Origin of the sequence: Streptococcus parasanguinis (assembly GCF_047463195.1) — a bacterium.
Classification (GTDB): Bacteria; Bacillota; Bacilli; order Lactobacillales; family Streptococcaceae; genus Streptococcus; species Streptococcus parasanguinis_R.
The window spans coordinates 1-12,121 of record NZ_JASHEI010000013.1; the positions used below are offsets into that span (position 1 = coordinate 1).

Genomic DNA, 12,121 nt, shown 5'->3' on the forward strand with positions numbered 1-12,121 from the left:
TAGAATAGCCAATATGAATAGAAACGACAGTAGTCAATACTAGGGCTACTGTTCCGTTCCACAGTATCATTTAAAAATCATTTTCACACCCTTTCGTCTATTAGTATAGAAGAAAGCTCTCAGCACAAGTTGAGGCAGTATCACTGCTCTTCCAATCTGAGACAGCGATAAATAGAAGGGGATGGTATTGGTGTCAATCAATGAGTAACAAAGTAACAGCATGATTTGAAACATTTGCCTGTAATTTGCGGAGGAACATCAATATGGATGGAATAACAAAAGATTCTATAAAAACGGCTAAACTAATGAAACAATTATGGCCCCAATTAACCGATAAAGAAGCTATTGATGAAGTAAAAAGATATACGAATGGCAAAAATACTGCAATCTTTACTGAAGTTGAAGGTGACACAATTGTAGGTCTAGCACTATGTTCACTCAGATTTGATTATGTTGAAGGTTGTAAATATAGTCCTGTTGGATTCTTAGAAGGGATTATTGTCGACGAGGAATATCGTTTAAAGGATATTGCTAAAAATCTCTGTACAAAATGTGAGGAATGGGCGAAAAATAAAGGATGTAAGGAATTTGCAAGTGACTGTACTTTAACGAATACGGATTCTATAAGATTTCATCTCAATATTGGATTTCAGGAGGCAAATAGAATTATTCATTTTAAGAAGAAATTATAATTTCAGTACGTGGTCAAAATTTATGTATCTTTAGGAAGTGTGAAAGATTGGACGAACAAATTTTTTTGATGGGTGGAAATCCGCCGATAAAGAACCATACGATTGTTCATAAAATTGTGTCATCAAGGAAGATTGGAAGACTTGTTATTTTTACAGTTTATCGAGAAAATTGGGAACCGTATATGAATAAGTACACGGAAGTTTTCCAAAGTCAACTTCCTAATCTAAACACTGATTACTTACTTTTGGACTCTGAGCAGGTTGATTTTGATAGCTATTTAGATGCTGATCTAATTATCATCGATGGTGGAAATACAGAAAAGTATCTAGCTACTTATGTCAATCAAGAGTTCAAAAATTATATCAAGCATATGCTGAATAAAGGGGCAAAAGTTATGGGATTTTCTGCAGGAGCCCTATTATTAGGAGAAAAGGTCTATATCTCACCTAATGATAATTCAGATCATCAGATAAAGATAAAAAATGGATTAGGACTCTTTAGTCAGTTTTTAATTAGTGTCCATTATGATTCCTGGAATGATAAAGCTAATAAGGATAGAGCTGAAGAACTCGTTAATGTTCCCATAATTCCACTAAATGATCATTCCTGTCTTGTATTAGATAAACTTGGAAACATTATTGAGAAAATTGACTAATTTTCATTATGTAAATCTGGATCTAGGATACTAAAGTGTATACGAAATATATAATGAAAAGCCTTGAATTAAGGCTTTTTGTTATATTTCAATAAAGAACTTGACATTATTAGTTTTGTCCACTAAAATAGAAGTTACATACCATCGGTATGATAGAAAGGGACTGGAATGGCAAGAAATAGAAACTCACACGAAACTAGAAAAAAAATACTAGAGGTCTCTAAAGATTTATTTTTAGAAAAAGGATTTGATAATACGTCAATACAAGATATCATAGATGGCTTAGGTGGATTGACGAAAGGTGTTATTTATCATCATTTTGAGTCTAAATATGATATTTTGCAAACGATCATTAGCGAAAATAATCAAGAAATTTTAAATTATAATTGGAGAGGAAATACTGGATTAGAAAAGATACAAAATTCTTTGATGGATTCTTTCTCTAACTTTGAACACCAAAGGCTCGTCTACTCTGCTTCAATTATGCTAAGAAGTCCACGCTTATTGGGAGAGCAGTATCTAGGTCTATTTTCTGATTTTTTACCCGAAATTAGAGAAAAAGTTTACGAAGGTGTCGAAGATGGCTCTATTAAAACAGAATATCCAGAAGAGCTAGCAGATTTAATTGTTTTAACTTTAAATATTTGGATTGGTTTTCAAATTTCCGTTTTTTCATTAGTAGAATTAAAGCGTAAAATGAATTTCATTAAACTTACTTTTGAAGGTCTAGGGGTACAGTTAATTTCTGATGAAATGATGGAGGTGATTTTCAACTTATTTGATCACTTAAAAAAATAGTAAATATGTAGTCGCACGACATTCTTGTTAATACTAATTTCTATCTATGTATTATCAATTGAACGATCTATTTTACATTTTGATACTTAAAAAATAACATACTTTATGTGTGTTATTAAAATCCTATTTTACATACCGTAGGTATGTTTGTTTTTAACATATACATACCGACAGTATGTATAGTGGCATTGTCTGTAAAATAAGCTTTTTTTAAATATTTGGTGAGATTAGTTTGAATAGTTTATTCTTTATTTACACTTTGGAGGAAATAATCTATGTTGTCGCTTATTAAAATTGAATTAAATAAAATTTCTAAATCTAAGTTAATTTTAGCCTGGTTGTGTACTATATTTATAGTGTTAGGTATTACAGTAATAATCATTATGGGGTTAGGTACTGACAATAAACTAGGAGAATTCACTGGACAGGATTCTAATCTTATTAGAATTACTGGCAAATGGGAAGGTTGGGCAATTGTAGCATCATTATTTTCATCTTTATTTACAAAATCAGCATTTTTGATTTTTGAATCTTATTTATTATCTACGATTATTATTGATGAATTTAAACGAAAAACAATTTTTCAGTTATTTTCTTACCCTATTTCTAAAATAAAGTTAGTATGGGGAAAAATTCTTTCAGTCATCCTAATTTCATTTATTGCCCATTTTTCTGCCCATTTAGTTATTCAAATATTCATTAGATCCATGGCTGTTGTCACTGAATCTACTTATATCCCTGTTGGTAATCAATTAATGAACTTAGCTGGAATTACGTTTGGAACAGTACTAATAGGGTTATTACCATTTGTTTTAGGTATGATTAAGTATTCAACAGCTATAACAATGCTTACAGGACTTGGCTTAGCAGCATTACTTTCGAATGTAAGTTCAGGAAGTTTATCTAATAATATTGTTGATAACTTATTCTTTTTGATATTTGCAAGTTTCATAAGTTTAATGATTACTTCATTTTCAATTTATAATATTTCAAAACGAGATATTAGTATCAAATAGTATTGCTGAGTTTAATCGAAGAAAAGTGGTAATTCCTTTATGATTCCAATAAAGAAAGAGACTGTATAAGTTTGTATTTATGCTCCTAAAGAAAAATTCTTGCATTTAAAGGTGGTTATAGAAAGAGAGATAGAAATGAGAAATATTGTTGAAATAAAAGAAGTTTTTAAAACAATTGATAAAGAAGAAATTTTAAGTGGTATCAACCTTCAAATTGCTGAAGGAGAAATCTATGGTTTTTTAGGACCAAATGGTGCAGGGAAAACAACTTTAATGAAATGTATGTTATCCTTATCAACTATTACATCAGGTAGTATTGAAATTTTTGGAAAAAATCTACAAGAACACAGAGAGGAAATACTAAGTCAGGTTGGAAGTATTATTGAAACACCAAGTTTTTACGAAAACTTCACTGCAAAAGAAATTTTGGAAATTCACGCACAGTATATGGGGAAAGCTATTACTGAATCAGATATAATAAGAGCCTTAAAAATGGTCGGATTAAAAAATACGACTAAAAAAGTAAAAGATTTTTCGTTAGGAATGAGGCAAAGACTTGGTTTAGCTCGTGCTTTTCTAACAAAACCTAAATTGTTAATTTTAGATGAGCCAATCAATGGTTTAGATCCAATAGGAATTCAAGAAATTCGAAATCTTTTGTTGTCGCTTTCTAAGGAGCATGGAATTACAATTCTAATATCGAGTCATATATTATCGGAAATTTCACAGATAGCAGATAAGATTGGTTTTATCAAAAATGGAGAAATTGTAGAACAAGTCTCTATGAAAGAGATTAGGAGAGAGAATATTGACTTAGAAGAATATTTTATGTCACATTTTCTAAATGAAATTAAGAATTATGAGGTAGATTAAGGATGAAACAATTGATAAAGAACCATCAGAAGGCTTTTTATGCTTTCATGATATTTAATACACTGGTCCCTTTAACTAATATTGCTTTTGCTTATTCTATTAAAGGTATTATTGATAGTGGCATGTCCCAAAATAAAGAAGCCTTAACTCAAGCGGTACTAGTAGGAGCTACTGTTATTTTCATCTATGCAGGACTGAACTTTATATCTCTTCGATTGAGAAATAAACTTGTTAGGCAAATCATGTCAAGTTATAAAAACAAGGTTTTCCAATCTATTTTAGATAGGGATTATAGAGACTTTTCTAAAGAAAAATCAGGGAAGTTTATTTCTGTATTAACCGAAAATATGAAGAAAATCGAGCAAGATTATCTACACCAGTATTTTAATATTTCAAAAAACCTTTCCTTAATGATTTTTTCACTCCTAGCTATGTTTATAGGTAATTGGTTTTTGACCTTATTAGTAATCATTGCTAGCATTATTCCGATGATGATTTCAGGATTTATTGGACAAAAATCAGCCTCTTTACAAAATAGTGCTATGGTTGCAGATCAGAAGTATTTAGCTAAGGTTAAAGATATTTTAGCAGGATTTCTGGTTATTAAAAGTTTTAATGTGAAAGATGCTATCTTTGAGGATTATAGTCATGAAAGTGAAAATTTGGATGAGATATATTTTATAAAAGGAAAATTTGATGTTTTAGCAAATGTTATTTCCCAGCTTTCAGGGATGATTGTTTTTTTGGTAGCTTTTGGTGGAGGGATGTATTTAGTATTTAATGGCTATACCACAATTGGAAGTGTGACAGCTATTGTTCAACTAGTCAATTTTGTAGTAATGCCACTAAATGAAATTGGTATGGGAATGAGTAAATTTCGTGAAGGGCAAGCAACACTTAATGCATTTGAGGTAAAAGATGTAACTGGACTTCAGACTGGTGAAACGAAAGAATATTTCGATGATGTTATTTCTTTTTCAAATATAGACTTTTCTTACCCTAATACTGAAGAAAAAATTTTTAATCATTTATCTTTGAAGATTCAAAAAGGGGAAAAAATTGCAATTGTAGGAATGTCAGGGAGTGGGAAATCAACTTTGCTCAATCTATTACTGCGTTTTTATGATGTAACAAGTGGACATATTTTAATTGATAATCAAGATATACAAGCTATTTCAGCAGAGAGCCTTTATAACTTAATGACGATTGTTCAACAAGATGTTTATATCTTTGATGATACTTTAAGAGCCAATATTACTCTTAATCAATCCTTTACTGATGAGGAAATAAATCAAGCTGTACAGCAGTCAGGTTTAGAAAGTTATGTTTTAGAAAATGAATCCGGTCTACAAACTTTATGTGGAGAGAATGGTTCAAATCTATCTGGAGGACAAAAACAAAGACTTAGTATTGCGCGTGCCTTGATTCGAAAAACACCAATCTTATTATTGGATGAGGCTACTTCATCTTTGGATAATCAAGTAACTACTGAAATTGAAAGTTCAATCTTGGATATTCAAAATTTGACTGCACTTGTAATAACCCACAAGTTGAATGAAAACATTTTGAAAAAATACGATAGAATTCTCTTTATGAAAGCTGGCGTCATTGTTGAAGATGGTTCTTTTAGTGACTTGATGTATAGAAGAGGTGAGTTTTATAAGTTGTTTGAGTTGAGTGTATAATTCTCTTTCGTTTTATAGTATAATTTTAGAAAACACTCTATCACTTTCGTTCTATAATATAGAAGTTTACTAGCACCACACGTTGAGTGTGTGAGTTTGTTAGTGAAATGTGGATAATCGTTCAAAAATCAGAAGGACTAGAGATGTATATGTTGGAATTATATCAAAATCCTTCTTATAAAGATCTAGTCACATTTGGGTCCTTAAAAGAAGGAAAAGAATTTGTATCCAAAATAACTGGATATACTAGAAAATGAAGATGATTTTGTTCAAGGTAATAAAGTAGAAATAACGAACATTTAGATGAAAGGTTTAGAGTATACATGAGTCTCTTATTTGAAGAATTTAAAACCATTTGTTTCCATTTAAATCGAGTCGGAATTACACCGACACTGATGGGGTCTTTGGGATTGGAGTTTAGAACGAAAGAAAATTGGGAGCCCTCTGACATTGACATTCATGTGCCTGGTGACCCTAGAGGTTGGGAAGCACCTGATCATCTCAGAATTTATGACCGGGACAAGATAATGAAAGTGATGAAAGACTTAGGCTACGTCTTAATAGATATTCATGAGCATGAATTCAAAAAGGATCGAGTGAGTGTTGAATTTGGAAGTATCGATTCCTTACCTGATTTTGCAGGAGTTTCGGAATCGGATATAGAGCTTATTCACATTGAAGGCATCACTTTTCGTCTTCCAAGTCTGGAGCAGTATCTAAGTATTTACAAAGCTTCTTCTCAAGACTCCTATCGAAATGAACAAAATAACAATAAGGATTTTAAAAAGATCGAGTGGCTGGAAAAACATTTGTAAATTATCATATGAAAAGTAGTAAGTTGTAAGACTGGCTGCTATGTTATTTTATCTTCAATTTTATTGGTCATTTAATTTATACTATATTGGCTAGTAATAGAATTAGTAATGAAAAGCAGGTGGAAAAACTGTAAAAGAGCCACAGGTACTTTTCTGGGGTTGATATCACGCATATTTTTCGGATTTAGATGGATATTATTGGGAAGTTTCTTGGGGACCCAATTTTCAATTTGATGAAAATGGACTATTGAAATTTTAGTAATTAAGGGAGATAGCAAAAATGGCTTCAAGTAAAGAATATTTAGATTTCATTTTAGAACAATTGTCCGAGTTGGAAGAAATATCATATAGAGCAATGATGGGTGAGTATATAATTTATTATCGAGGGAAAATCATGGGTGGAATTTATGATGATAGATTTTTAGTGAAGCCTGTCAAATCTGCAATTGCGTATATGCCGAATGTAGAATACGAATGGCCGTATGAAGGTGCAAAGGAAATGCTATTGGTAGATGATGTTGACAACAAAGAATATTTAACCGGCTTATTTAATTCAATGTATGATGAGTTACCTGCACCAAAACCAAAGAAAAAGAAATAATAAAATCTCAGTTTATCTAGATAATACCATTTAACGATAACCTTATGCGATCGTTAAAAAGTATGTGAATATGTTCTCGGTGACTGCGCATGTCGAGTGTATGAGCTTGTTGGTAAAACGTAGCTAAACCTCTCGCTTTGATATTTCAAGGCGAGAGGTTTCAAAGCTCCACTGGAGCTTTGAACTCCCCAAACCTTTTGAGTTCTAAGCGAATTCCTGTTTGGATGGAGTGATACTTTGGTTTGGATCTGGGCTGTGATATAGAGGTCATGACCAGAAATAATGAAATAGAGGAGTAAAATTGATGGAGCAAAATAAGCTCAAAGCAATTATGTTTGCCTTTCTGGCAGCTGTTTTTTATGCCATAAATGTACCAATATCAAAGGTTCTTTTGCAGCATGTGGGCCCGACTACAATGGCAGCATTGCTGTATCTCGGTGCTGGGATTGGTATTGGTATGATGTCACTCTTTAATAAGAAGGACAGGGAGAAAGCTGAGAGCCTGACAAAAGCAGAACTTCCCTATATTGTCGGAATGATTGTTCTCGATATTGCTGCACCGATTCTTTTGATGCTCGGTATCAGCTATGGTTCCTCTGCCAATGCCTCGCTTCTCGGGAATTTTGAAATTGTGGCGACGACGGTCATTGCACTGATTCTCTTTAAAGAAGCTGTAACCAAAAGATTATGGCTAGCTATTGGGCTAATCACCCTGTCAAGCGTCTTGCTGTCGTTTGAAGGAACAGACAGCTTTCATTTCTCTTATGGTTCTTTGCTGGTGATCATGGCTACCGTTTGCTGGGGACTTGAAAATAACTGTACTAGAGAACTATCATCAAAGAGCACTTATCAAATTGTGATGCTAAAAGGCCTATGCTCTGGTCTTGGAGCCCTGGTCATTGCTCTGATAAAAAGAGAGTCCTTTCCAGGAATCGGCTATATCGCCATTGCCTTGGCTTTAGGTTTTGTAGCCTACGGACTCAGCATTTTCATGTATGTGAGAGCCCAGAATGTTCTTGGAGCAGCTAAAACCAGTGCCTATTATGCTGTCAATCCCTTGATCGGAGCTCTCCTTGCTTTTGTATTTTTAAGTGAATCCTTATCCTGGATGTATATGATCGCCTTGATCGTGATGGTCATTGGTTCTGCTTTAGTTGTAGTCGATACGTTTATTCGCCAACATGACCATGAGCACCAGCATACATTCACGCATAGCCATGGCGGAAGTACCCACACGCATACGGTAAGGCATTCGCATGTCCACAAGCATTATCTAACAGAAGAGAAGCACAGGCATCGTCATTCTATCGAGGAACTAGAGTGTCTAGCAGAGGAAAAAGATAGGTAAAAGCAAATAAAAGATAGGCTATTACGAGAGTCTGATATGAAATCAGAATGAGCTGCCTTTGTTCTGAAATTCGGTAGATGCGAAGAGTTTCTGAGAGCTATCGGTAAAACTTGTATGGACAGATTAAAAGTTGCAGTACCATCTTTGCCTCGTTTTTGAGAAAGGACAAAGAAAAAATGGAAGCACAAATTTTTTTGATGGGTGGAAATCCGCCGATAAAGAACCATACGATTGTTAATAAAATTGTGTCATCAAGGAAGATCGAAAGAATTGTCATTTTTACAGTTTATCGAGAAAATTGGCAACCGTATATGAAAAAGTACACGGAAGTTTTCCAAAGCCTTTTTTCTAACCTAAACACTGATTACTTACTCTTGGACATTGAGCAGATTAATTTTGGTAGCTATCTAGATGCTGATGTCATCATCATCGGTGGTGGAAATACGGAAAAGTATTTAGCTACTTACGTCAATCAGCAGTTCAAAAATTATATCGATCGTATGCTGAATAAAGGTGCGAAAGTTATGGGATTTTCTGCAGGAGCCCTATTATTAGGAGAAAAAGTCTATGTCTCACCTAATGATCATTCAGATCATCAGATAAAGATAAAAAATGGATTAGGAGTCTTTAGTCAGTTTTTAATTAGTGTCCATTATGATTCATGGAATGATAAAGCTAATAAGGATAGAGCTGAAGAACTTGTTGATGTTCCCATAATTCCACTAAATGACCATTCCTGTCTTGTATTGGATAAACTTGGAAACATCATAGAGAAAATTGACTAATTTTCATTATGTAAATCTGGATCTAGGTAACTAAAGTGTTTTCGAACTGGATAGGTTACTAGTGAAAACTGCAAAAAGTGTTGTGAAATGTATCGGAGAGTGCTTGATGGATTTTAGTAGTAAGATAGCCATAAATAAAGGCTGGTCAGATGATAAAAAATATTGTGTGACAGATCAAAATCAGCAAAAATATTTCTTGCGTGTTTCTGATAAGGAGAAGTTAGATTCTAAAAAATTTGAATTTGATATGATGGAGAAAGTAGCTTCTCTTGGAGTTCCGATGTGTAAACCGATTAACATAGAACTATGCGATGACGAAGTACATTCTTTACATGAATGGATAGATGGGAAAGATGCTCGAGAAACCATTTTAACTGTTTCAAAAGAACAACAATACACTTACGGAGTAGAAGCAGGAAGAATCCTTCGAAAAATTCATTCACTCCTAGTTACAGAAGTTCGTGATGATTGGGAGGTCTTTTATAATCGAAAAATTGATGACAAAATCTCCAAATACAAAGAATGTCCAGTTCAATATGAAAATGGTCAGATCTTTATTGAGTTTTTAAATGCAAATCGAGAATTGTTAAAAGATAGACCTCAGGTTTTCCAACATGGAGATTATCATATAGGAAATTTCATGATTGGTGAAGATCGTAAAATTTATGTCATTGATTTTGATCGCTTTGATCTGGGAGATCCTTGGGAGGAATTCAATCGTATTGTATGGTCTGCTCAAGTCTCTCCCTCTTTTGCGTCTGGTATGATAGATGGATATTTTGATGGTAAGGTTCCAGATTTATTTTGGAAGCTTCTCGCTATCTATATTCTAAATAACATAGTTGGTGCTCTGTCATGGGCTGTACCTTACGGAGCTGAAGAAATATCAGTAATGAAACATCAAGCTAAGGAAATTTTAGAATGGTATGATGATATGAATCAAATCATTCCTAGTTGGTACTTGAACAAGAAGAAGACTGAATAATGTAAACGTTGGAATATCATTTTTGGAAAATATGACACGATTATTTGCCCAAATTTAAACACATCTGACTATCTTTAATATGGGTGATTTTAATCAATACAAGTTAAACTGGTATAGTAAGGAGTTTAAATATGAAATTCCATGAATTTGGTGATAAGAATTTGCCTTCGATCTTACTGATACATGGCGGTGGCAGTTCTTGGTGGAATTATCTTCGTCAAGCACGGATTTTGTCAGAAGAATACCGTGTTATTCTACCCACTTTGAATGGCCACGGAGAGGAATATCGACTTGATTATGTTTCTACGGAAGATTCTGCTTTGGAGATCCTAGACTATGTCAAAGCCAACTGTGGTGGGAAGTTATTTGCGATCGGTGGTGTTTCACTTGGTGGTCAAATTGCCATGGAGCTTTTGTCATTAGACAGCGAGATAGCTGAGAAGGCCATTATAGATGGAAGCCTCTGTATTCCTCAACCAAGGTTAGCTAAAATCAGCATCTTTCTAGTAGTTCTATTTGGTAAACTGATGTTCAGTAAATTTTCTTGCAAACTTCAATTAAGCATGATGGACAAACTCTATCCTAAACTGGCTTATCCAGAGGAGATAAAAGCTTATTATTTGAAGGATTTGCCAAGGACACCTATCAAAACATTGGTGACAATTTACAAAACCTATATGGGGCGATACAGGCTCAAGGACAAAATTTCTGCTAGCAAGGCTCAGGTACTCTATATCTATGGTGAAAAAGAATTGAAATGTGTGAAAGCATCGGCGAAATTATTTCAGCAGCTACATCCCAACACGATCCTGTATGAAGCAAAGGGCTATAACCATGGCTATCTATCAGCTTACCTGCCTCAAGAGTGGATTGATTTGGTGGTACCATTTTTAAAGAGTGACCCATTGGAAATCTGATATGCTGTAAGGAGGAATCTTATGCTAGGAGCAATAGTAGGAGACATTGTAGGTTCTGTTTACGAATGGAGCAATATTAAAACGAAAGACTTTCCATTATTTCGTGAGGATTGTTTTTTCACAGATGACACTGTTATGACCTGTGCTGTTGCTGAAGCCATCATGAACGGTGGTCAGAAAGATGACTTTATTGATGCCATGAAGAAATATGGCAGAATGTATCCCGATGCTGGGTACGGGCATAGATTTAATACATGGATTCAAAGCAATGATTGTTCCCCTTATAATAGCTTTGGCAATGGCTCTGCCATGCGTGTTTCTCCTTGTGCTTGGGTGATGGATTGTGGTTTCTGTGCAAGAACAGGTACTTGGCCATCTAGTAGAAATCTTGCGAGAATTTCTGCAGAGGTGACTCATAACCATCCAGAGGGTATCAAAGGAGCTATGGCGACGTCTGATGCTATCTTTATGTGTCGTTATTACTTTGGAGGTTACTGTGGCGACTACGAGCAACCAATCAATGATGATCCGGCAGAATGTAAGAGACGCATCAGGGAATACATAGAGAAAGAGTACGGATATAACCTTTCTCAATCACTCGATGACATTCGTCCTAACTATCATTTCAACGCAACCTGTCAGGATACGGTACCTCAAGCCATCATTGCTTTTCTTGAAAGTACAGATTTTGAAGATGCAATTCGAAATGCCATCTCTCTTGGCGGGGACAGTGATACTCTTGCTGCCATCACAGGGAGTATAGCAGAAGCAGCTTATGGAATCCCTGACTGGATTAAGGATAAGGTCTATACCTATCTAGATGAGCCTTTAAAAAATGTGCTTAGCCGATGGGAGCAAGAAGTTTCAATAACATAACAGAGATTAGATAAAGACAACCAAAAACACTAAAGCGACGAGATAAGTAACAATCTCGTCGCTTTTGCTTAAAA

General features: G+C 34.3%; 13 protein-coding genes and 1 pseudogene. All 14 read left to right on the forward strand.

Annotated elements, in window-relative coordinates; translation table 11 throughout:
• Window positions 1-263 precede the first annotated feature (263 nt).
• The 14 genes and pseudogenes from aac(6') (at window position 264) to QM870_RS09745 (ending at window position 12,047) form a co-directional block, all read left to right on the forward strand.
• On the forward strand, window positions 264-692 hold the full coding sequence (gene aac(6'), locus QM870_RS09685) for an aminoglycoside 6'-N-acetyltransferase (protein WP_002912789.1): 429 nt from the start codon (window positions 264-266) through the stop codon (window positions 690-692).
• Between the two features lie 47 nt (window positions 693-739).
• Complete coding sequence (locus QM870_RS09690; RefSeq protein WP_070465751.1) at window positions 740-1,348, forward strand: Type 1 glutamine amidotransferase-like domain-containing protein; 609 nt, start codon at window positions 740-742, stop codon at window positions 1,346-1,348.
• A 168-nt stretch (window positions 1,349-1,516) separates the two neighbouring features.
• Window positions 1,517-2,146: a TetR/AcrR family transcriptional regulator gene (locus tag QM870_RS09695; protein WP_048763849.1), complete on the forward strand. Its 630-nt coding sequence runs from the start codon at window positions 1,517-1,519 to the stop codon at window positions 2,144-2,146.
• A gap of 275 nt (window positions 2,147-2,421) precedes the next feature.
• Window positions 2,422-3,162, forward strand: coding sequence for an ABC transporter permease (locus QM870_RS09700; protein WP_049546201.1), 741 nt, complete (start codon window positions 2,422-2,424; stop codon window positions 3,160-3,162).
• Between the two features lie 135 nt (window positions 3,163-3,297).
• Window positions 3,298-4,035 (forward strand): ABC transporter ATP-binding protein, encoded by a 738-nt coding sequence (locus QM870_RS09705; RefSeq protein ID WP_214252825.1) that lies wholly within the window; start codon window positions 3,298-3,300, stop codon window positions 4,033-4,035.
• Between the two features lie 2 nt (window positions 4,036-4,037).
• On the forward strand, window positions 4,038-5,720 hold the full coding sequence (locus QM870_RS09710) for an ABC transporter ATP-binding protein (protein ID WP_414369420.1): 1,683 nt from the start codon (window positions 4,038-4,040) through the stop codon (window positions 5,718-5,720).
• Between the two features lie 323 nt (window positions 5,721-6,043).
• Window positions 6,044-6,535 carry a phosphoribosylanthranilate isomerase gene (locus tag QM870_RS09715; RefSeq protein WP_414369422.1) on the forward strand — a complete coding sequence of 164 codons (492 nt, stop codon included), beginning with the start codon at window positions 6,044-6,046 and terminating at the stop codon, window positions 6,533-6,535.
• Window positions 6,536-6,653: 118 nt separating this feature from the next.
• A pseudogene (locus QM870_RS10240) lies at window positions 6,654-6,794 on the forward strand (VOC family protein); the annotation flags it as partial.
• Between the two features lie 21 nt (window positions 6,795-6,815).
• Complete coding sequence (locus QM870_RS09720; protein ID WP_414369424.1) at window positions 6,816-7,136, forward strand: TfoX/Sxy family protein; 321 nt, start codon at window positions 6,816-6,818, stop codon at window positions 7,134-7,136.
• A gap of 304 nt (window positions 7,137-7,440) precedes the next feature.
• The gene (locus QM870_RS09725; protein ID WP_414369426.1) at window positions 7,441-8,484 is read left to right on the forward strand and encodes a DMT family transporter; all 1,044 of its coding nucleotides are present in this window, start codon (window positions 7,441-7,443) and stop codon (window positions 8,482-8,484) included.
• Window positions 8,485-8,660: 176 nt separating this feature from the next.
• Window positions 8,661-9,269, forward strand: a complete 609-nt coding sequence (locus QM870_RS09730; RefSeq protein WP_414369427.1) for a Type 1 glutamine amidotransferase-like domain-containing protein — start codon at window positions 8,661-8,663, stop codon at window positions 9,267-9,269.
• A gap of 106 nt (window positions 9,270-9,375) precedes the next feature.
• The gene (locus QM870_RS09735; RefSeq protein WP_414369457.1) at window positions 9,376-10,254 is read left to right on the forward strand and encodes an aminoglycoside phosphotransferase family protein; all 879 of its coding nucleotides are present in this window, start codon (window positions 9,376-9,378) and stop codon (window positions 10,252-10,254) included.
• Between the two features lie 131 nt (window positions 10,255-10,385).
• Complete coding sequence (locus QM870_RS09740; RefSeq protein WP_414369429.1) at window positions 10,386-11,171, forward strand: alpha/beta fold hydrolase; 786 nt, start codon at window positions 10,386-10,388, stop codon at window positions 11,169-11,171.
• 21 nt (window positions 11,172-11,192) lie between these two features.
• Window positions 11,193-12,047 (forward strand): ADP-ribosylglycohydrolase family protein, encoded by an 855-nt coding sequence (locus QM870_RS09745; RefSeq protein ID WP_414369431.1) that lies wholly within the window; start codon window positions 11,193-11,195, stop codon window positions 12,045-12,047.
• Window positions 12,048-12,121 lie beyond the last annotated feature (74 nt).

What these genes read in the sequence shown, in the direction of transcription:
- QM870_RS09695 (WP_048763849.1), top strand. Translation starts at nt 1,517, where the DNA reads ATGGCAAGAAATAGAAACTCACACGAAACTAGAAAAAAAATACTAGAG.
- QM870_RS09700 (WP_049546201.1), top strand. Translation starts at nt 2,422, where the DNA reads ATGTTGTCGCTTATTAAAATTGAATTAAATAAAATTTCTAAATCTAAG.
- QM870_RS09705 (WP_214252825.1), top strand. Translation starts at nt 3,298, where the DNA reads ATGAGAAATATTGTTGAAATAAAAGAAGTTTTTAAAACAATTGATAAA.
- QM870_RS09710 (WP_414369420.1), top strand. Translation starts at nt 4,038, where the DNA reads ATGAAACAATTGATAAAGAACCATCAGAAGGCTTTTTATGCTTTCATG.
- QM870_RS09715 (WP_414369422.1), top strand. Translation starts at nt 6,044, where the DNA reads ATGAGTCTCTTATTTGAAGAATTTAAAACCATTTGTTTCCATTTAAAT.
- QM870_RS09720 (WP_414369424.1), top strand. Translation starts at nt 6,816, where the DNA reads ATGGCTTCAAGTAAAGAATATTTAGATTTCATTTTAGAACAATTGTCC.
- QM870_RS09725 (WP_414369426.1), top strand. Translation starts at nt 7,441, where the DNA reads ATGGAGCAAAATAAGCTCAAAGCAATTATGTTTGCCTTTCTGGCAGCT.
- QM870_RS09730 (WP_414369427.1), top strand. Translation starts at nt 8,661, where the DNA reads ATGGAAGCACAAATTTTTTTGATGGGTGGAAATCCGCCGATAAAGAAC.
- QM870_RS09735 (WP_414369457.1), top strand. Translation starts at nt 9,376, where the DNA reads ATGGATTTTAGTAGTAAGATAGCCATAAATAAAGGCTGGTCAGATGAT.
- QM870_RS09740 (WP_414369429.1), top strand. Translation starts at nt 10,386, where the DNA reads ATGAAATTCCATGAATTTGGTGATAAGAATTTGCCTTCGATCTTACTG.
- QM870_RS09745 (WP_414369431.1), top strand. Translation starts at nt 11,193, where the DNA reads ATGCTAGGAGCAATAGTAGGAGACATTGTAGGTTCTGTTTACGAATGG.